The sequence below is a fragment of the Acinetobacter sp. genome, from assembly GCF_036666595.1.
Lineage (GTDB): Bacteria > Pseudomonadota > Gammaproteobacteria > Pseudomonadales > Moraxellaceae > Acinetobacter.
In genome coordinates, this window is record NZ_JAVWVO010000002.1 from 71,564 (window position 1) to 91,118 (window position 19,555).

15 protein-coding genes and 1 pseudogene are annotated in these 19,555 nt (G+C 42.8%); 11 read left to right on the plus strand and 5 right to left on the minus strand.

Going from position 1 to position 19,555, the window contains the following annotated elements:
* Window positions 1–74: 74 nt before the first annotated feature.
* The 3 genes from RR876_RS03595 (at window position 75) to RR876_RS03605 (ending at window position 2,119) form a co-directional block, all read left to right on the plus strand.
* A complete protein-coding gene (locus RR876_RS03595) occupies window positions 75–521 on the plus strand; it encodes a nuclear transport factor 2 family protein (protein ID WP_332476694.1) in 447 nt (148 codons plus the stop codon).
* A 98-nt stretch (window positions 522–619) separates the two neighbouring features.
* Window positions 620–1,024 carry an NUDIX domain-containing protein gene (locus RR876_RS03600; protein WP_332476693.1) on the plus strand — a complete coding sequence of 135 codons (405 nt, stop codon included), beginning with the start codon at window positions 620–622 and terminating at the stop codon, window positions 1,022–1,024.
* A 39-nt stretch (window positions 1,025–1,063) separates the two neighbouring features.
* Window positions 1,064–2,119: a DUF1176 domain-containing protein gene (locus RR876_RS03605; protein ID WP_332476692.1), complete on the plus strand. Its 1,056-nt coding sequence runs from the start codon at window positions 1,064–1,066 to the stop codon at window positions 2,117–2,119.
* On the opposite strand, the gene RR876_RS03610 is transcribed toward RR876_RS03605, so the two are convergent.
* Window positions 2,116–3,051: a tRNA-dihydrouridine synthase gene (locus RR876_RS03610; RefSeq protein WP_201952309.1), complete on the minus strand. Its 936-nt coding sequence runs from the start codon at window positions 3,049–3,051 to the stop codon at window positions 2,116–2,118. The genes RR876_RS03605 and RR876_RS03610 overlap by 4 nt on opposite strands.
* A gap of 62 nt (window positions 3,052–3,113) precedes the next feature.
* A complete protein-coding gene (locus tag RR876_RS03615) occupies window positions 3,114–4,700 on the minus strand; it encodes an ATP-binding cassette domain-containing protein (protein ID WP_332476691.1) in 1,587 nt (528 codons plus the stop codon).
* A gap of 465 nt (window positions 4,701–5,165) precedes the next feature.
* On the opposite strand from RR876_RS03615, the pseudogene ampC reads away from it, so the two are divergent.
* Window positions 5,166–6,333 (plus strand): annotated as a pseudogene (gene ampC, locus RR876_RS03620) (class C beta-lactamase).
* A gap of 178 nt (window positions 6,334–6,511) precedes the next feature.
* Here ampC and ccsA read toward each other — a convergent pair.
* On the minus strand, window positions 6,512–7,321 hold the full coding sequence (ccsA, locus tag RR876_RS03625; protein WP_087528146.1) for a cytochrome c biogenesis protein CcsA: 810 nt from the start codon (window positions 7,319–7,321) through the stop codon (window positions 6,512–6,514).
* A gap of 138 nt (window positions 7,322–7,459) precedes the next feature.
* On the opposite strand from ccsA, the gene ffh reads away from it, so the two are divergent.
* Both ffh and RR876_RS03635 read left to right on the plus strand, forming a co-directional pair.
* The gene (ffh, locus tag RR876_RS03630) at window positions 7,460–8,866 is read left to right on the plus strand and encodes a signal recognition particle protein (RefSeq protein ID WP_010327404.1); all 1,407 of its coding nucleotides are present in this window, start codon (window positions 7,460–7,462) and stop codon (window positions 8,864–8,866) included.
* A 180-nt stretch (window positions 8,867–9,046) separates the two neighbouring features.
* Window positions 9,047–9,646 (plus strand): alpha/beta hydrolase, encoded by a 600-nt coding sequence (locus tag RR876_RS03635; RefSeq protein WP_332476690.1) that lies wholly within the window; start codon window positions 9,047–9,049, stop codon window positions 9,644–9,646.
* Here the strand turns inward: RR876_RS03635 and RR876_RS03640 are convergent.
* Both RR876_RS03640 and RR876_RS03645 read right to left on the minus strand, forming a co-directional pair.
* Complete coding sequence (locus RR876_RS03640) at window positions 9,637–10,368, minus strand: type III pantothenate kinase (RefSeq protein ID WP_332476689.1); 732 nt, start codon at window positions 10,366–10,368, stop codon at window positions 9,637–9,639. The two genes, RR876_RS03635 and RR876_RS03640, sit on opposite strands and share 10 nt — an antisense overlap.
* Before the next feature lie 16 nt (window positions 10,369–10,384).
* Window positions 10,385–11,140 (minus strand): biotin--[acetyl-CoA-carboxylase] ligase, encoded by a 756-nt coding sequence (locus RR876_RS03645; protein ID WP_332476722.1) that lies wholly within the window; start codon window positions 11,138–11,140, stop codon window positions 10,385–10,387.
* 28 nt (window positions 11,141–11,168) lie between these two features.
* Between RR876_RS03645 and RR876_RS03650 the strand changes: the two genes are divergently transcribed.
* The 5 genes from RR876_RS03650 (at window position 11,169) to ligA (ending at window position 19,424) form a co-directional block, all read left to right on the plus strand.
* Window positions 11,169–11,972, plus strand: a complete 804-nt coding sequence (locus RR876_RS03650; RefSeq protein ID WP_332476688.1) for a sulfite exporter TauE/SafE family protein — start codon at window positions 11,169–11,171, stop codon at window positions 11,970–11,972.
* Window positions 11,973–12,131: 159 nt separating this feature from the next.
* Window positions 12,132–12,827 (plus strand): GntR family transcriptional regulator, encoded by a 696-nt coding sequence (locus RR876_RS03655; protein WP_332481819.1) that lies wholly within the window; start codon window positions 12,132–12,134, stop codon window positions 12,825–12,827.
* A gap of 10 nt (window positions 12,828–12,837) precedes the next feature.
* Window positions 12,838–16,290 (plus strand): chromosome segregation protein SMC, encoded by a 3,453-nt coding sequence (gene smc / locus RR876_RS03660; protein WP_332476687.1) that lies wholly within the window; start codon window positions 12,838–12,840, stop codon window positions 16,288–16,290.
* A 4-nt stretch (window positions 16,291–16,294) separates the two neighbouring features.
* Window positions 16,295–17,290: a cell division protein ZipA C-terminal FtsZ-binding domain-containing protein gene (locus RR876_RS03665; RefSeq protein WP_332637062.1), complete on the plus strand. Its 996-nt coding sequence runs from the start codon at window positions 16,295–16,297 to the stop codon at window positions 17,288–17,290.
* Between the two features lie 94 nt (window positions 17,291–17,384).
* A complete protein-coding gene (gene ligA, locus RR876_RS03670; protein WP_332476685.1) occupies window positions 17,385–19,424 on the plus strand; it encodes an NAD-dependent DNA ligase LigA in 2,040 nt (679 codons plus the stop codon).
* Window positions 19,425–19,555: the final 131 nt, after the last annotated feature.

A 19,555-nucleotide genomic window follows, 5' to 3' on the forward strand; every position in this document is an offset into this window, starting at 1 on the left:
AGAAAACCGCGTGTTTGCTATGGATGGCGCACGCGTTTTTTTATGCGGTTTGATTTATAGTGTGGGAGTGCGATGTGGATTTTCGATTAGTTGGAGATGAGCATGCAGGGCATGAAATTATCTTCAAACTCAAACAATGGGATGATGCCATTTGTAAAATGGATGTACAAAATATCATTCGTCTTTGTCAGAGTGATGTCAGCTTGTTTGATATTGGGTTTGAGCTGCAAGGTGTGCAAGCCTATCAAGAATTGTGGAGACGATATGCCCCATTTTTTCAGGGGGAAATCAAAGTGTTTAGGCGTAATATCAATATTTTTAGTCGTGACGGTTTAGCTTTTTTACATTGTTATTCTAAACTGGATCATGCCAGTGGTGTTGCAACTCCAGAGATTCCTTGGTGCAGAACCACGCTATGTTTTCAAAAAACGGCAGGTGAGTGGTTGGTTGCCCATCAGCATATTTCGGTGCCTGTGGACTTTGAAACTAAAGTGTCAAAGCCGATTTATTTTCCAGACTGAATTCGACTAAAGCGTTGGCTTGGGCACAGATAGAGCTACCTCAGTTTTAGTGGGCTATGTTTGAATGACAACATGAACAACTTAAGAAGAAGGTATCTATGGCATTTCAAGACTTTTACCGACTGAGTTCTCATGCGGTGCTGACCAATGACGTAGGACAGGTTTTATTACTGAAAGCCAATTATGCCGATCAGGCTTGGGGGCTACCCGGTGGAGCCTTGGATATGGGAGAAACTATTCATCAGGCTTTACTGCGTGAGTGCCAAGAAGAGTTGGGTTGTCAGGTTCAGATCGAGTATTTATCGGGGGTATACTTTCATTCGGCAGTGACCTCGCACGCCTTTATTTTTAGATGTCATTTAGCTGCATCTGCTGAGATCCGGCTCAGTGATGAACATACGGCCTATGCTTGGTTTGATTTAGATCAGTTGTCGAAGGTACAACGGATTCGTGTTGAAGATTGTTTAAATTATATAGGTATCGTGCAGAGCCGAAGTTTTTGAGTGCAAAATTAAGATTCCTCTGAAGTGGAGTGAGTGCATATGTTGAATAATAAGATTATAAAACGAAATAGTCCCATTATTGGTATGTTGCTGATGAGTGCCTTGAGCCAGTTGACTCATGCTGAAACGGGTAACTATTTTATGCATAAAGACTGGGAGCTTGCCTGTGATAATACGGGCATGTGCCGCGCGGTGGGGTATCAAAGTGATGCTCAGTTTGGTCATCCTATTTCATTACTGATTTCTCGCCCCGCAGGTGCAGGCAGTGCGGTACTCAGCCAAATTCAAGTGGCTGAGGAATTTACACAGGATACTGAAGCCAATTTAAATGTAGGAGGAATATCTCTGGGGAGCCTGACCATTGATGCCAAGAAAAGTACTGCGAAACTGTCCAGTGCTCAAAGCGCACAGTTGCTAAAAGCTTTGGTGGGCGCAGAAGATATTCGTCTTACGACCCAAGCACAGCAATGGCAAATTTCAACCGCTGGGGCAAATGCAGTCTTGCTCAAAATGGATGATATACAAAAACGTGTAAATACACCGAATGCGGTATATCAAAAAGGCAATCAGTCTGAGCAAAATGTTTTACAACCCAAAGCCATCCCAAAAATTGGCATCACGGGGTATCGCCCTGCGGTTGCCAGTCACTTTGCCGTGGACAGTAAAAATGCCAACCAACTTTTTAAAAAGTTAAAAGCAAAAACAGATGAACAAGACTGTCCAAATCTCTATGAGGCACGGTTTTTTGAGGAAGATCGGGTTTCAGTCTATCCGCTGAATGCGGAACAAGTGGTGGTTCAAGTGCCATGCTGGCGTGGAGCGTACAATGAAGGTCTAGGCTACTGGGTTATGGACAAAGCATTACAAAAGATTCAGCAGCAAGTCACCACATCAGGCTCAAGTTTTAGTGAGGCGCAAATTTTCTCAGAGCAAAAAGGTCGGGGTATTGCAGACTGTGGTATTCGTTCCGAGTGGGCTTGGAATGGAAAGGCTTTTGTCCTCAGTTATCAGGCGCAATCGCAGCAGTGCAAAGGCTTTGCGGGTGGTGCATGGAACTTACCCACTTATGTCGCGATCGTTGCGCGAACAGATTAAGTCGCGCTTGCATTTAGTTTAAGAATAATGTCATCCAGCGGCTTGATACGTTTGACTTCATCCCAGAGGGCTTTGGCTTCAGGATAGTGTTTAGACATCATACCGAGCCATTGCTTATAACGTCCGACCATATTCATTTCTTTCTTATACCCGCCGTTTAAGAAACGGATTTGTAAGGTCAGTAGCTCATTCCATGTCAGCAAAGGTGTGTCGATATTTTGACGAATACACTGAGTCAAATCGGGTGTGGTCACGGCACCACGTCCAATCATCAAATCTTCACAGCCAGACTCTAATCGACACTGTTTCGCGTCTGCATTGTTCCAAATTTCACCATTGGCAATCACATTGATCTTCAATGCTTCACGAATCGGGCGGAGCTGATCCCAAAAAGCGGGTGGGGTATAGCCATCGGCTTTGGTGCGTGCATGCACTGTCACCCAAGCCGCACCTGCGTCTTCAATGGCATGAGCATTGTCCAGCATATAATGTCTGTCCATATAGCCTAAGCGCATTTTCGCAGAAACAGGAATGTGTGCAGGAACCGCATCACGTACTGCTTTGACCAGTTCATGTACCACTTCTGGCTCATCTAAAAGCACCGATCCACCACGGTGACGGTTCACGGTTTTGGCTGGACAGCCAAAATTCATATCAATGGCGGGTGCACCGAGTTTCACTGCACGGATGGCATTGGCAGCTAGCATTTCAGGGTCATTGCCCAAAAATTGCACATGCACGGGTGTTCCCGCCGCTGTTTTTCCGCCATTGAGTAATTCTGGGCAATACTGGTGGTAAATATGATCAGGTAAGACCGAATTGGTCACACGGATAAACTCGGTCACACACCAGTCGAAGCTACCTACAGACGTGAGCACATCACGCATGATGGGGTCGGTTAAGCCTTCCATCGGTGCAAGAATGAGTTTCACAGCGGTGTCACCAGTCAAATAGAAAAACGGTGTTATACGCAAATCCGATCACGCTGTCTAGTCTAAGGCGTTTGGGTTAAAGCGAAATAGTTTTGAATCTGTGTCTCCTCGACAAAGGCTTCATCATGCGAAACTAAAATAACTGCCCCTGTAAAATCGCGAATAGCCTGTGCCAACAGTTGTCTTGAGTCGATGTCGAGATGATTTTCGGGTTCATCCAGTAACAGCAAGTCCACAGGCTGTGCCGCGAGACTAATACTTAGTAAAGCAACTTTGAGTTGTTCACCGCCACTGAGTAGTGAGATTGGAAGCAGAGCCTTATCTCGTCGAATTCGAAGTTGCCCCAATTGATTCCGACACTCCTCATCGGACAAAGACGGATTCAATAACTGTAAATTATTTACCGCATTCAGTTCTGGATTCAGTAGGCTAAAGTTTTGATCTAAATATAACGATGCTCCTCGCTTGAAAATGTCTCCCGATTGAATATGACTATAATTTTGAATGGCACGAAGTAGGGTCGACTTACCTGAACCATTTTGGCCGCGCAGTTGGATTTTTTCTCCGCTATGTAAGGCAAAAGAAATAGGGGAGATAGAAAGTGCTGCTAAAACCACTTCTTTTAAACGAAGCATTTCACCAGTTTGTTTAGGTTGAAAATGGAAATCAAACTTTTGTGACTTAATCTGTTCTAGTTGCTGCTGTTTGTTTTTGAGCTCATCTTGCGATTGTTCCTTTTGGCGAAGTTGTTGCTGCGCGACTCCCGATAAGGTTTGACTCGCACGTTCTTTTTTAAAGTCGAGTAGGATTTTGGCTTGAGAACCAGAGCTTCGTAATTTCTGCCCAGACTTTTGCCTTTTCTGAGCTTTCATGCGCTGCTCATGCTGTTGGACTTGTAATTGTTTTAGTTCGCGTTTCCCTTGCGAGATATTGTGTTGTAGTGCCTGCTGTTGTTGCTCGGTGTGTGACTGATACTCGGTATAGTTGCAACGGAAGTGTTGCAAACCAAAATCATTTAAAACATACATATTGGAGATTTGATTTAACAATGTGCGGTCGTGGCTAATGACTAAACAGCCAGCAGGATGTTGAAGGATTTTTTGACTTAACCACGCACGACTTGCATGGTCTAAGTGATTACTGGGTTCATCAAGAAGTAAATAATGCCCAGTTTGTAAAAAAAGGCGACACAGTGCCAGTTTAGTTTTCTGACCTTCACTGAGTTGAGAAACTGAGCTAGATAGATCTGTAGGTAAGTTTGCACTTTCCAATAATTTCAGCCATTCAGTGGGTTGATGCCATGCATGTTCGACGCGATCATAGTCTTCAAAGCTCGCAGTCGATTGTTCAATACGCTGAAAACTTGCATGCAGATCAGCGATGTTAAGGGCTTCGGCAAGCGTACAGTTGCTTAAACGCTCGAGCTGACTTAAGTAGGAAAATGGCAGATGCCAAATCACTTCGCCACTCGCATAATTGGGTCTGTGCACTTGAGTGAGTAGGGACATTAATATTGATTTGCCTTGACCATTACGTCCGATCAGAGCTGAACATTGGGCAGTGGGCAATTCAAAGTTTAAATGCTGAAAAAGTGGTTCATGAGCAAATTGAACACTGAGATTTTTTACGGTACAGGCCTGTTGGGTCATTGAAGACTCCTTTATACAGGACATACAAAATAAATTTTTATAGAGATATAGAGTAGTAAATAAGTTTATTTTGCACGTCAGAAAACACATAAATTAGATTTGACGGAAAATAAGACTTACTTCATTGGCGTTACTCTAAAATAGAAGAAGGGGGTGTAATAATTTTAACAAGTATAGCAGGTGGATGAAAAATGATCCATTTTATTATCTTTCTTATGTACTTAAGGTTTATCGATCAGTGCTATTGGTTAGGGAATATTGTCATACACTAGTCGATGCTTCCTGTAGATGTGAATACAACCCGCACGATTGGTTAAGTGAGGCTTTTGTGAGTGCGTGGATGAGTTTTAATGTTATTTCGCATAACGCCCACTTCATTAAATAGAAGGGGTAAGGATTTATTACAGAAAATATATTAGATAAGTGAGAACATTGTTATTTGTATTATTGAGGCTAATAGCAGGAATGTTATCTAAAACCCAAAAATTATTTAAAACTAGTCTCTTTACCTTAGCTGTGGGATGTAGTATTCATTCAAATGCATATGAAATAGAGGAAAATCAAAAAGATATTGAAACTGCTGTTAACCAGTCATTTAAACCACTTATGGAACAGTATGGTGTGGCAGGAATGGCGATAGGCGTCATCTATAAGGGAGAAAACTACGAACACTATTATGGTCTTCAATCTAATAATGATAATAAAAAAGTAGATAGTCGGACTATCTTTGAGTTGGGTTCTGTCAGCAAGCTTTTTACTGCAACCGCGGGTGCTTATGCTAAGACTCAAGGAAAATTATCTTTTAAAGATCATCCAAGTCAATATTGGCCAGCTTTAAAGAATTCAGAAATTGATAAGGTGAGTTTGCTGGAATTAGCGACCTATACTAGTGGTAATTTACCTTTACAATTTCCTGATTATGTCAAAACAGATGAGCAAATTTTAGACTATTTTCAAAATTGGCATATAAAAAAACCTTCTGGTAAATATCGTCAATATTCAAACCCAAGTATTGGATTGTTTGGCGAGTTAACAGCAAGATCAATGAAAGTCCCTTTCCCATCATTACTAGAACAGGTGATTTTTCCAAATCTTCATTTAAAACACACTTATGTGAACGTTCCAGAGGAACAGATAGAACATTACGCTTTTGGGCATGATCAAAAGAATAATCTTATTCGAGTTAATCCTGGTGCATTAGATGCTCAAGCATATGGAGTTAAATCTACACTTCCAGATATGCTGAGTTTTTTAAACTCAAATTTGGATGTAGAAAAAAAATAGTTCAAAGATAAAGACAGCTATTTTAGAAACGCACAAAGGCTATTTCAAGCTTGGAAACATGACTCAGGCGCTTGGGTGGAAGACATTCTCTTATCCGACTACTTTAGAAATTTTGCAAGAGAGCAATTCTGAAAGCGTTGTTATGCAATCAAATCCAGTTATAGAGGATATTAGTCAGTCAAAATCCAAAGTTTTTCATAAAACTGGTTCTACTAATGGTTTTGGAACTTACGTTCTTTTTATTCCTGAAAAAGGCTTTGGGCTAGTCATGTTAATGAATAAAAGAATCCCAAATGAAGAACGGATAAAAGCGGCATACAACGTATTTAACACAGTAAAAAGTATTTAAGTTTTTCTAAAATTTACATAATACGAAATGCACTCGATAATTTATTCTAAATCAAAATATTGAGGTCTACTAAAAAGCCCAGTTTATTCAAGCTGGGCTTTTCTACTGAATTATCACGTTCTAGGTCTACTTATCGAGCAATGTTCTATGTTTGTAATTAGTAAAACTAAAAAAGACTTTATCGACCTAAAATCATTTCCAATACAAACTTAGATCCGATAAAACCGACAGCCAACAAGAAGAATCCAATTAAGGTAAAACGAATAGCTTTTTGACCTCGCCAACCAAAACGGTAATGTCCGATGAGTAAAGCCCCATACACAAACCAAGAAATAATACTAAAAGCGGTTTTATGTGCCAGATGTTGGGCAAAAAAATTATCGATGGTAAAGAAACCAAAAACCAACGCCACGGTCAGTAAAATAAAACCCGTTTTAATTAAATCAAACAGTAAAGATTCCATGGCTTGAAAAGAGGGCAGTAAGTTGACCCAAAAGCGTTTCTTTTGTTTGTTCTTTAACTCACGATCTTGGAACCATAAAATCACGGCTTGTATGGTCGCCATGAGTAGCACCGCATAGGCCGACAGCGATAAAATAATATGAATATCTAGGCCCAATGAGCGCTGTTCAATAAATTGAGTGGACTGACTAAAGGCAAATCCTAAAATGAGTCCTGTAGCGGCCACAGGAATGCCAATCAGGTTCAACGCTAGAATTGGACGATAAGTGCTATAGAGTAGGCTGAGTAATAGCATGAGCCCTGATGTAAATGACATTAAGACAAAAACGTCATAATTCACCCCCATCGGAGTGAGCATGTCATGGTACAAAACAGTGGCATGTAGTAATAAGCCTAAGCCTAAAATAATGCCAATAAACCAATGGTTTGGATCACGTTTAGCCATTAACTTGAGAAACAAATACCAAAAAGAGGTGGTATAAGCGACTAATGCTAAGATGGTGTAAACCAAGGGCAGGCTAATCATGTCAAACCTTTTTCAGGATGATGAATATTCATTTATATAAATTCGGTGCGAACTACAGTATCCTATAGCATTCTATGCATAAATTTTCTATTTTAAGAAAGATTTTTTTGCAACTAGCAATTTTAAGCGGATTTTGCAATGTTTGATACCTTAACGGAACGACTCACGCAGAGTTTAAGAAATGTTACTGGCTCTGGGCAGCTAACCGAAGACAATATTAAAGATACCCTACGTGAAGTACGTATGGCACTTCTTGAAGCCGATGTTGCACTTCCTGTAACTCGTGAATTTATCGCGAAAGTTAAGGAAGAGGCGTTGGGTCAAGAAGTCATGACTCAATTATCGCCGGGCCAAGCATTTGTTAAAATCGTGCATGACGAATTAACAAAAATGATGGGCGAGGCAAATGAAAGCCTTGATCTTGCAGCAAAACCTCCGGTTGTGGTCTTACTCGCGGGCTTACAAGGTGCAGGTAAAACAACAACGGCTGCAAAACTTGCTCGCTTCTTACAAGAACGTCAAAAGAAAAAAGTAGCAATGGTATCTGCCGACGTTTACCGTCCAGCAGCAATTAAACAGCTACAAACCGTTGCAGGTGAAGTTGGTGCGATTTTCTTTGAATCGAGTGCTGACGAAAAACCGATTACTATTGCAACGCGTGCAATTGAACAAGCCAAAATTCAGTTTGCGGATGTCTTGATTGTCGATACTGCAGGTCGTTTACACGTAGACGATGAAATGATGGACGAGATCAAAGAGCTTCATGCGGCGATTAAGCCAACTGAAACTTTGTTCGTGGTCGATGCAATGACCGGTCAGGATGCGGCAAATACAGCCAAAGCTTTCAATGATGCACTGCCATTAACGGGTGTGATTCTGACCAAAACTGATGGTGATGCGCGCGGTGGTGCGGCGCTTTCAGTACGTGCAATCACAGGTAAACCAATCAAATTCTTAGGTATGGGCGAAAAGCTTGATGCCTTAGAGCCATTCCATCCTGAACGTGTTGCACAACGTATTTTGGGTATGGGTGACGTACTTTCTTTGGTCGAAGAGCTTGAGCGTAAAGTCGACAAAGAAAAAGCCGAAAAAATGGCGAAAAAACTGCAAAAAGGCGGCAGCTTCAACTTTGAAGATATGCTAATGCAGTTTGAGCAAATGAATAAAATGGGCGGCATGATGGGCTTCTTGGATAAGTTGCCTGGCATGAGCAATGCAGGGATTCAAGATGCGTTGGCGCAAGCGAACCCTGAAAAGCAAGTGAAAAAGATGGAAGCGATTATTCAATCGATGACCATCAAAGAGCGTCGTAATCCGGACCTCATGAACCCAAGCCGTAAAAAGCGCATTGCAGCAGGCTGTGGTATGGATGTCGTTGAAGTCAATAAGTTGATTAAACAACATGCGCAAATGGCTAAAATGATGAAGAAATTTGCCAATCCATCGGGTATGGCAAAAATGATGAAATCATTAAGCGGTATGCAAAAACAGTTTGGTGGTGGCGGCGGAATGGGACCATTATTTGGTGGGAACGATAAGAAGTAATCTACTTCTAACCATTTCAGAAAAAGGCGCATTAAGCGCCTTTTTTTATGTTGTTTTGTGAGTTATGGAAATTATTGTGTGCGTTTTCAATACCGTCGCTTAATAACAAAAACGCACTGTTTATGGCTTGAAAGTTGCGTAAAATTTATTCTTTTCAAACATTATAATAAGAAGTTGAAAATGAATAGATCAAAACAACATATCTATATTGTGCATGGCTATCAAGCATCGCCCAATGACCATTGGTTTCCGTGGCTAAGTCAAAAACTCAGTCAGATGGATCTGCATGCTGAAGTAAAACGCTTAGTGCTCCCGCATAGCGATGCACCACATTTCGAAGAGTGGCAACAGGCTTTGGCCCTGCAAATGACCACTTTGGATGAAAATACCATCATCATTGCGCATAGTTTGGGGTGTCTAGCGACTTTGCATTATCTTAGTAGTAAACTGCGTGAACGTCGAATCAAAGCGATCTTCTGTATTGCGGGCTTTAAAGCGGCTTTAACAACCTTGCCTGAATTAAGTGGCTTTATTGCGCAAGCGAAGTTGGACAGCGGTATACTCCACTCTCACATTGCTTCACGTGTGGTGATGTTTTCCAATAATGACCCCTATGTTCCACCGCCTTTGGCACTTACCTTTGGACACTTCTTGAGTGCAGAGGTATTGGAAGTGAAACGTGCAGGGCATTTTATGCGGGAAAATGGTTATGCTGAATTTGAGCTACTGCTCAATACCTTAAACCCCTTGTTACAACAACAGGCGGTGGCTCAGGGTTGATGCTGAATATAATATTGCAGCCCTTTAAGTAATAAATCATTTTCAATGCATGGTGCATACACTGCCAAATAGCGTGCAAATACAGGCGCATCACCGCCAGTTAAAATCAGTTGGCGTGGTGACTGTTGCAAGACTTTTTCAATGGTGCTGACCAAGCCGAGCAAAATCCCATGATGTACTGCGTCGATGGTATTACGACCGGGACCCAGTTCATCAAAAGCCGCATCTGGAATTTTAATGCCTTTGGTGTTTTGGATCAGCGAGTCTCGTTGTAAGTAGAGATTTGGTAAAATATAGCCACCTAAATGCTGCAAACCATCCGCCAAGTCGATGGTCAGCGCCGTGCCACAACTAATGACACAATAGTTCTGCTCAGGATCGCGTGCGACTGCCAGCACTTGCAACCAACGGTCAATTCCGAGTTGTTCAGGCTGTTCATAGCCACATTGTAAGCCTGCATAGTTGGCCTGTACTTGGGCAAAGGTGATCGGTACATTTAAACTTTTTAATAATTTACGGATTCGGTCATTATTTTTTTTATCCTGAACCGAAGAAACGCCAATCTGTTGAATATTTAAGTTTTTAAAATGCTGAATTAGACCTAAAAGCAAATCTGCAGGAGACTGCAAATGTAACTCAGCCCCCTGTTCCAAAATTTGATCTTCCTGCGTAATCCAATACTTCAGACGAGTATTACCAATATCTAACCATAAATTTTTCATGATGATGCTCAATCATTTAAACAGGGATCATTGGGCGTAAACGGCCTTGATAAAAATTTTCAACACCATTGGTGGTCTGAATTTGTACCGCACCATCATCTTGAATGCCTAAGAATAGGCCTTGAGACAGACCTTTCATATGTTCAAATTCAACCTGTTGCTGCATAAAGGCTGCGTAATGATTGAAACGAGAAGCCAAATTCGCACTGTTATGGGTGAACCATAGGCCTGCTTGTTGAATTGCCAGATACAGTTCTGCCATTAAACTAATGCGATCTGGTTGGGCTAAACCCAGCTGTTCAAGTGAGCTGGTGGCTTGATCGAGCTGGGTATCTTCGACTTGGTTGATGTTGATGCCTACCCCAATAATAGCTTGGTGGCTTGACAGTGGTTCAACTAAAATTCCGCCCCATTTACCTTGAGCACTGTAAAGGTCATTCGGCCATTTCACTTGCAGAGCAAGGCCTTGTAAACTCGGCATTTGCAAGATATTTAACGCAATTTCTAAAGCCAAGCGCCCATCTATAGGTGTTTTGGTCTGTAGCAATGTGCTTAAATAGATGTTTCCTTCAGGAGAAACCCATTGTCGTTGACGCTGTCCACGACCTTGAGTTTGTCGTGTACTGCAGACCAAAATGCTCTGAATCCCTTTTTGCGCAATTTCACGCACATCATCATTGGTGGATGTGGTAACTGGCTTGAGCAATAAAACTTCAGGAAGTTGCTGTGCTTCAGCGAGAAGCTGTTGTAATTGGCGTGTCTCTAAATCCATATGAATCTGAGAAAAGTGAAAAATGATCATGGAGTTAATCATATATTTACTGATTGGCGCAATCGCTGGTTTTGCTGCGGGGCTATTTGGGGTTGGTGGTGGACTCATTATCATCCCGATTTTATATGTGGTGTTTACTCACCTGAACTATGACCCGAGTGTCATTATGCATATGGCGGTTGGCACATCACTGGCGACCATCATTGTCACGTCAATGAGTTCAGTGAGTGCACATCATAAACGCGGGGCAGTGTTGTGGTCTGTGTTTCGCAATTTGGCCCCAGGTTTAGTTATGGGCGCTCTTTTAGGCGCAGGCATTGCAGACTATATGTCAGGACATGGCTTACAACTGCTGATCGGTTTTTTTGCGGTGTGGGTGGCGTACAAAATGTTTAGTGGCGCACATGTTGAGGTCGATCCATCGCGTCAGTTGCCCTCTACAGGCAAACAGTTATTTGTCGGTGCTGGCATTGGTGTAGCTTCTGCGATCTTTGGTATTGGTGGGGGAAGTTTGACGGTGCCGTACTTAAACCGTCATGGTGTGGTTATGCAAAAAGCAGTAGCGACGTCTGCGGCTTGTGGCTTACCAATTGCAGTGGCTGGAGCTTTAGGTTTTATGTGGTTTGGGCACCAAGCTGAAGTAAATGTACCGAATACCATTGGTTATATTCATGTCTATGCCTTTTTCGGGATTGCGGTCATGAGTTTTATTACCGCGAAATTTGGGGCAAAAGTGGCGCATCTTTTATCGCCTGCGATGTTGAAAAAGTGTTTTGCTGGTTTGTTGGTGGTGGTCGGTTTATATTTTATTTATCAAGGTTTTAGTTCTTAATTTCTTTGACAATGTTGTGTGCGTTGCTGTTGATTGGCATTATAGACGGTAAAATTGTTAGACAATGACATAGTGTTTAGCGTTTAAGATCGGGTAAAACCTAAAAATAGGTCACTAAAGACCATGGATTGCATCTTATAAAAACAAGTTAGGAACAGTATGCAAGCACATGATACAGAGAGTTTGTCCGAACAAATTGCCAAACACATCAGTGAACAAATCATTCGTGGTGAGTTGGTCGAAGGTGAGCGCATACAAGAATTACGTATTGCCGCTGAACTGGATGTGAGTCGCGGCTCGGTGCGTGAGGCTTTGTTACTTCTTGAACGCACACATCTGATTGAAATCTACCCGCGCCGTGGTGCTATCGTTTCTGAAATGTCGGCTCAACAAGTGCGCGCCTTGTTTGACACCAGCAGTCTGCTGTTGGGGCAAATTGTGCAACGCATTGCGGAAACATGGCGTAGCTATGAAGCGGAACGTTTACAGCTGTTATTGGATGAGTTGGGGAATCAGCTGAAACAGGGCAGTATCGAAAAATTTTATGATTTGATTTTTGAAGGATTGGCGCGCCAGCATGAAATGGTGGGCAATGCCTATTTGATGAAGTTTTATAAAGAACTGTTACCCTCGATACGTCGGAGCTATTTTTTAACCTTAAATACTTCGCGTAGAGAGTTACAAGAATCTTATGATTTATTTAAACTGGTGACTGATGCTGTTTTAATCAGAAAATCACAACAAGCTACTTTATTTATGGAAGATTTTTGTCGACACTTACGTAACTTGGTGTTGGAATCTCTGACCCGAATGAAACAAATTGAACTTGCGTGGGCGAGACGCTCACGACGTTAGTCAGGATATTATGCGTTTAAGCAGTTTAAAACTTTCCGGCTTCAAATCTTTTGCCGACAGTACTACATTACACTTTAAAGATAACCGAACGGCAGTCGTTGGGCCGAACGGTTGTGGCAAATCCAATGTGATCGATGCTATTCGCTGGGTCATGGGCGAATCCAGTGCTCGCCAACTGCGTGGCGGTAGTATGCAGGATGTTATTTTTACAGGCACGGCAAAGCGTAAACCCGTGAGTGTCGCCAGTGTAGAACTGCGTTTTGACAACACTTATGGCAAGTTAGGCGGTAGCTATAATGCCTATACCGAACTGGCGGTCAAACGTCAGGTTAATCGAGATGGCAAGTCTGAATACTTTTTAAATGGCACCAAATGCCGTCGTAGGGACATTACCGATATTTTCTTGGGTACAGGTTTAGGGCCACGTTCTTATTCGATTATTGAACAGGGCATGATCAACCGTTTGGTCGATGCAAAACCTGAAGAAATGCGGGTGTTTATTGAGGAAGCTGCAGGGGTTTCGCGTTATCAAGCACGTCGCCGTGAAACTTTATTACATTTGGATCATACTACGCAAAATTTATCGCGTTTAGAAGATATTGCCTCTGAATTAAGATCACAGTTAAAAACTTTAAAACGTCAGGCTGAAACCGCGATTCAGTACAAAACACTGGAAAGCCAAATTCGTACAATTAAAGTCGAAGTTTTATCTTTTCAGTGCGAACAAAGCAGCCGTTTACAACAAGAATATACGTTGCACATGAATGATCTAGGTGAGCAGTTCAAGCTGGTGCGTTCAGAGTTAACCACTTTAGAGCATGATTTGACGTCAACCAGTGAGCTATTTCAACGTCTGATTCAGCAGTCCACGCCATTACAGAGTGAGTGGCAGCAGGCAGAGAAAAAGCTGGCTGAGCTGAAAATGACTTTGGAACAAAAGCAGACACTGTTCCAGCAAAACACCACCACTTTGGCACAGCTTGAACAGCAGAAGGCGCAAACCAAAGAACGTATGCAACTGATCGAGCTGCAACTGGAAAGTTTGCACGAACAAAATGAGCTTCATACCGAACAGTTACAACAGCAAGAAAGTCAAAACCAACAGCAAAGCCAAGGTTTAACGGATTTAAAAGCACAGCAGCAACAGTTGCTTCAACAGTTTGAACAAGTCAAAAGTTTGGTTGAAAAACAGCAGCAACAAAAAACGCAAATGTTGGCGCAAAGTGAACAGTTGGCCAAAAACATTTTACGCTTTGAACAGCAAAAGCAGATTTTAGAGCAGCAAGCGGCGCAAATTCAAAACCAAAGCCAGTTGGATGCGATTGATCAACTGTTACATGCCAAGCAAGATGCTGAGGCACAGCAGTTACAACGTGAGCAAAGTATCATTGAGGTGCAGTTGCAGCTGGATGATTTACGCATCCAACATCAAGCTGCTCAAACTGAGTTGAATCAGCACAAAGCAGATATACAGGTCTTAAGTGCCGAGCAGAAGCATCTAAAGCAGTTGTTGGTCAAAGTCAGTGCCTTAAAAAATAGTGATCATCCACAGTTGATGCATGTGCTGCAGCTTAAAGATGCGGCTAAAACCCATGCCGCGCTGGTCGAAAAATTCTTAGCCAAATGGCTTTCTGCGCATTGTTTGGACAACAGCGATGCATTCACCGATGCGGTTGCACGTCAGTTAACGCCTCAGCCGCATGTTGAGCTGATCGAAATTGCAGGTTGCGATAGCCTAGCCAGTTGGATTGAATCGCCACAATCCTCTTTGTGGCAGCAGGTGGGTGTGACCACCAACTTAAAACAAGCCCTAGCGCTGCAAAAGCAATTGAAAGATGGTCAGTCTCTTCTGAGTTTAGACGGTTACCATGTCGGCGTGGACTGGGTGATTGGTTTGGATTATGACGAAGCAAGCCAAGCTGGACAGGGTGCGCTAAGCCATCGGATTCGTTTAGATGAAATTGAACAGACCCTTGCTGAAAAAACGGGACTTCTGACTCAGCTTGAAACGAAAACCACAGAGCTTCGTACTCAAGTCCAAGCGGTGGATGAGCAGTTAAAAGCGGATCAACAACTGTTGAAAAAAGAAGTTCAAGCGACGCAGCAGATTGATTTGAATATTGCCAAAGTGCAAAGCACCAACCAAGCCTTTGAAGTGCAAAAGCAACAATTGGCCAATCAACTGGCGCAGCTAGACAGTCAGCTTGAAGAAGATGCCATGCAAAAAGATGATCTAGAGATTGATCTGCATGCATTGAATATTAAGCTAGAGCAAAATTTGCCAAACTACAAAACCATGCAGTTCCAAGTGGAGTCTTTGACTGAGCAACTGGATGATAGCCAGCAGCAGGCACAGCAGGTTTGGCAAGCACTTGAAATGGTGCGTCGTCAGGCGGTGCAAACCACACAGCAGATTGAACTGTTAGAGAAAGACAGTACTTTCTTAAAAGCGCAGTATCAGCAAATATTGTCACAGATGGAGCAGGCCAAAAAGTTTATTGACCCTGTACAACTTGAGCTACCAGCCTTAGAAAGCCAGTTTAGCGAACAAGCACAGATCACTGAAAAGCTGCAAAAAACATGGTCTGAATGGCAAGTTGAGCTGAATGCAGTACAAGAGCGTCAGCAGAGTTTGACCGAACACCGTCATCATCAGCAACAACAAGATGAAAAGCTAAGAACCCAGTTAGAAGAGAAACGTTTGGCGTGGCAATCGGCAAAGTCAGACTTACAACATTATTCTGAACAGCTCAAAGAAATGAATGTTGAACCTGTTGTGGGTTTGAGTATTGATATTAGTAGCCATCAACAGATTTTGGAAAAAGCACAGCAGGAGTTTGAGAAATTGGGCGCAGTCAATTTGGCGGCCTCAGAAGAATATGAAGAAGTATCAAAACGCTTTGAAGAGTTAAGTCATCAAATTCAAGATCTGGAAAATACTGTTGAGCAGTTGCGTGCTGCAATGAAAAGTATTGATCAAGAGACCCGTAAACTGTTCATGAGCACTTTTGATCGGGTCAATACCGAACTACAAGATTTGTTCCCGAAAGTATTCAATGGCGGTGAAGCGAGTCTGACTTTAGAAGATGACTGGCAGTCTGGGGTTAAACTCATGGCCCGTCCGCCAGGCAAACGCAATAGTTCATTGGCGCTACTTTCAGGGGGAGAAAAAGCCCTGACTGCGTTGGCCTTGGTGTTTGCGATTTTTCGTCTCAACCCATCGCCATTTTGTGTTTTGGATGAAGTTGATGCGCCTTTGGATGATGCGAACGTGGGAAGATTTTGTAATCTTGTAAAAGAGCTTTCTGAACAGGTGCAATTCATTTACATTACCCATAATAAACTCGCAATGACGATGGCGACCGACTTGTTAGGTGTTACGATGCCTGAACCGGGAACATCAAAGTTAGTGACTGTAAATTTAGAACAGGCAAAAGAATACGGTTTAGTCGCGGAGGCCTAATAAGATGGAATACACAACAATTATTGGTATCGTCATAGCAGTGATCATTATGCTGTTTGGAGTTCGAATGATTTTTCGAAAGCCGGCAGATGCAGCACCTTCACTTGAGTCCGCATTGCATATTGATGCTGACAGTCAAAAACCGATTATCCCGCGTCACGTACGTGATCAACTGCAATCGGCATCAGTTGAAGAGGCTGAACGTAAAGAGCCGACTTTAAACGAAAACTCTGTAGAAGAGACACTGTCTGCAAAAGCCGAACCGAAAGCTTTGGATGCAGACAGTGTGCTCGAAAGCAGCAGTACTGAACCAAGTTTGGATGCGTCAGCTGAAGTAGAAAATAAAGCAGTAGACTCAGTCGCTCCTGAAAATGCTGTAGCAGATGCAACGGCATTAACGACTGAAAGCGCAAGCTCCTCGCTTGTTGATGACCAAGCAAAAGCGGATAAAGCTGAATTTAGTTTAAATGCTAATGTCGAAAAAGCCGAAATTTCAGAGTTTGACGATGAAAGCAGCATTTTAGATGCACATTTGTATGAGCAAAAAATTGTTGATGATGAAAGTGCCTTAGCCACAGCAGAGTCGTTTATTGCCCTGAATGTTTATCCTGAACGTCGCGCGTTGTCTGGTGAGAAAACCTTAAAAGTTTTAATGAAGTATGGTTTACGTTTTGGCGAAATGTCCTGTTTCCATCGTTATAACGAAGATGGAACCAAGTTGCTGTTCTCTGTGTTGCAAATTACTGATACAGGCATGGATGGTTTTGACTTGGAGAATCTGTCGACCGATCCAATTAAAGGCTTGGCATTTTTCTTGGCCTTACCACACCGTGACGTCCAAAATGCCTTCGACACCATGGACAGTATTTCACGTTTGATTGCCCGTGAAATCGATGGAACGGTTTATGACCAAAACAACCAAGAGTTCACGCCACAACTGCGTGAGCATTGGCGCCACTTGGCGATTGATTACCGTGCTGGACAAGCAATCGATGCTTAATCTGATTGAAAGCAACGGTAACGATTTCTATAATAGACAGTAGAAATACAATTTTTAGGGCGGAACAAAGACCGCCCTTTTTTATGGTGAAATTATGACTCAAACTTCGACTGTCGTTGCGCAAATGCGTCAACTGATCCAAATTTTGGCACAGCATAATCATGCTTATTATGTGATGGATCAGCCGACCATTTTAGACAGTGAATATGATCAGCTTTTTCATCAGTTGAAAGCTTTAGAAGAACAATACCCTGAGTGTATTCAGCCAGATAGCCCGATCAATAAAGTCGGTGCTAAACCTTTGGCGAAGTTTACGAGCGTGACCCATGTGGTACCGATGCTGTCTTTAGGCAATGTGTTTAATCAGGAAGAACTGTTTGCCTTTGCACGCCGTGCAGAAGAACGGTTGCCGAATCAAACGATTCAATACGATGTCGAACTGAAGTTTGATGGTCTTGCGATCTCACTGTGGTATGAACAAGGTGTGCTGGTGCGTGGGGTGACGCGTGGTGATGGTGAAACAGGGGAAGACATTACCCAAAACGTCAAAACCATTCGGAACTTGCCGAAGGTGTTGACCACAAATCAGGGCGAAGTACCTACGCTACTGGAAGTTCGTGGCGAAGTTTTGATGCCTAAAGCAGGCTTTGAAAAGCTCAATGCCGAAAACGAAGCCAAAGGTGAGAAGACTTTTGCCAACCCACGTAATGCCGCAGCGGGGAGTCTACGTCAGTTAGACCCGAATATTGCGGCTTCGCGTCCACTCGCATTTTATGCTTATGGTATTGCGCAGTGTGAACCGAACCATGGTCAAAGCACCATGTCGGAAAGTCTAGAGTGGTTGCAACAGTTTGGTTTTGCGGTTGGCGAGCGTCATTTTGTCTGTGATAGTATTCAAGAAGTTCAAGCGGTTTATGAACAAATCAATGCGGAACGACCACAATTGAGTGTGGAAATTGACGGCATGGTGATTAAGATCAATAGCCTCAAACAACAGCAACAGCTCGGTTTTTTAAGTCGTGAACCGCGTTGGGCAACGGCTTATAAATTCCCTGCGGTGGCTGCGCTTACCACGGTTGAAAATATTGACTGGCAAGTGGGACGTACAGGTACATTGACCCCTGTAGCGCGGTTGAATCCTGTCGCTGTGGGCGGCGTGACCGTTTCAAATGTGACCTTGCATAATATTGGGGAAATCCACCGTTTAGATGTGCGAATTGGCGATACTGTCAGTGTTTACCGTAGTGGTGATGTGATTCCCAAAGTGGAAAAAGTGTGGCCTGAGTTCCGTCCTGTCGATGCGACTGAAGTTGAACTCCCGAGCCAATGTCCCGTGTGTGAATCGCCTGTGGTGATGCCCGAAGGTGAAGCTTTAGCACGTTGCTCTGGTGGTTTGTATTGTGCTGCACAGCGTATTGAGGCAATTCGCCACTTCGTGTCACGTAAAGCTCTTGATATTGAAGGTTTGGGTGATCGTTGGGTCGAATCATTGTTACATCTTGATTTGCTTAAAGATGTGGCTGATATTTATCACCTACACGAGCACCGAGAAAAACTATTAACCATTGAAAAAATGGGTGAGAAGTCCGTTCAGAACTTGATTGATTCGATTGAAAATAGCAAGAAGACCACTTTGGCTGCATTTATTTATGCACTGGGGATTCGTGGGGTGGGTGAAACCACAGCACGTATGTTGGCAAATACTTTCCAAACTTTAGATGCGCTACGTGTCGCAGACATTGAAGCTTTAAAGAAAACTCCAGATGTTGGGGATATCACGGCAGAGTGGATTGTCGACTTTTTCCAAGCGCCGCATAACCTTGAAGTTTTAGACCGATTATTGGCGGCAGGTATTCACTGGGACGCGCCTGTGGCACCAAGTCGCCAACCTTTAAATGGTGAAAGTTGGGTCGTGACAGGGACACTCAGTACGATGGGCCGTGATGAAGCAACACAGCTCTTGCAAGCACTGGGCGCACGTGTGAGTGGTAGTGTGTCGAGTAAAACCAAGTGTGTCGTTGCAGGTGAAAAAGCAGGTTCAAAGCTAGATAAAGCTGAGAAGCTTGGGATTGCTGTGATCAATGAAGCTGAGTTTATTCAACTGATGAAAGATTATGGTCAGTTAGAGGTTTAGATTTTTGATTTGGATCAAAAATATACGGTTCAGATAATATTTAGTTAAAGCACGACTAAAACGACTTTTAATGATGAAGGGGTTCACAGCAGAGTCTTACCGTATTAGCATCAAATGCTTGAAGTTCGTAT

Excerpts from the sequence above, each read along its gene's own strand:
- RR876_RS03600 (WP_332476693.1), top strand. The coding sequence starts at position 620 with ATGGCATTTCAAGACTTTTACCGACTGAGTTCTCATGCGGTGCTGACC.
- RR876_RS03605 (WP_332476692.1), top strand. The coding sequence starts at position 1,064 with ATGTTGAATAATAAGATTATAAAACGAAATAGTCCCATTATTGGTATG.
- RR876_RS03615 (WP_332476691.1), bottom strand. The coding sequence starts at position 4,700 with ATGACCCAACAGGCCTGTACCGTAAAAAATCTCAGTGTTCAATTTGCT.
- ccsA (WP_087528146.1), bottom strand. The coding sequence starts at position 7,321 with ATGATTAGCCTGCCCTTGGTTTACACCATCTTAGCATTAGTCGCTTAT.
- ffh (WP_010327404.1), top strand. The coding sequence starts at position 7,460 with ATGTTTGATACCTTAACGGAACGACTCACGCAGAGTTTAAGAAATGTT.
- RR876_RS03635 (WP_332476690.1), top strand. The coding sequence starts at position 9,047 with ATGAATAGATCAAAACAACATATCTATATTGTGCATGGCTATCAAGCA.
- RR876_RS03640 (WP_332476689.1), bottom strand. The coding sequence starts at position 10,368 with ATGAAAAATTTATGGTTAGATATTGGTAATACTCGTCTGAAGTATTGG.
- RR876_RS03645 (WP_332476722.1), bottom strand. The coding sequence starts at position 11,140 with ATGGATTTAGAGACACGCCAATTACAACAGCTTCTCGCTGAAGCACAG.
- RR876_RS03650 (WP_332476688.1), top strand. The coding sequence starts at position 11,169 with ATGGAGTTAATCATATATTTACTGATTGGCGCAATCGCTGGTTTTGCT.
- RR876_RS03655 (WP_332481819.1), top strand. The coding sequence starts at position 12,132 with ATGCAAGCACATGATACAGAGAGTTTGTCCGAACAAATTGCCAAACAC.
- smc (WP_332476687.1), top strand. The coding sequence starts at position 12,838 with ATGCGTTTAAGCAGTTTAAAACTTTCCGGCTTCAAATCTTTTGCCGAC.
- RR876_RS03665 (WP_332637062.1), top strand. The coding sequence starts at position 16,295 with ATGGAATACACAACAATTATTGGTATCGTCATAGCAGTGATCATTATG.
- ligA (WP_332476685.1), top strand. The coding sequence starts at position 17,385 with ATGACTCAAACTTCGACTGTCGTTGCGCAAATGCGTCAACTGATCCAA.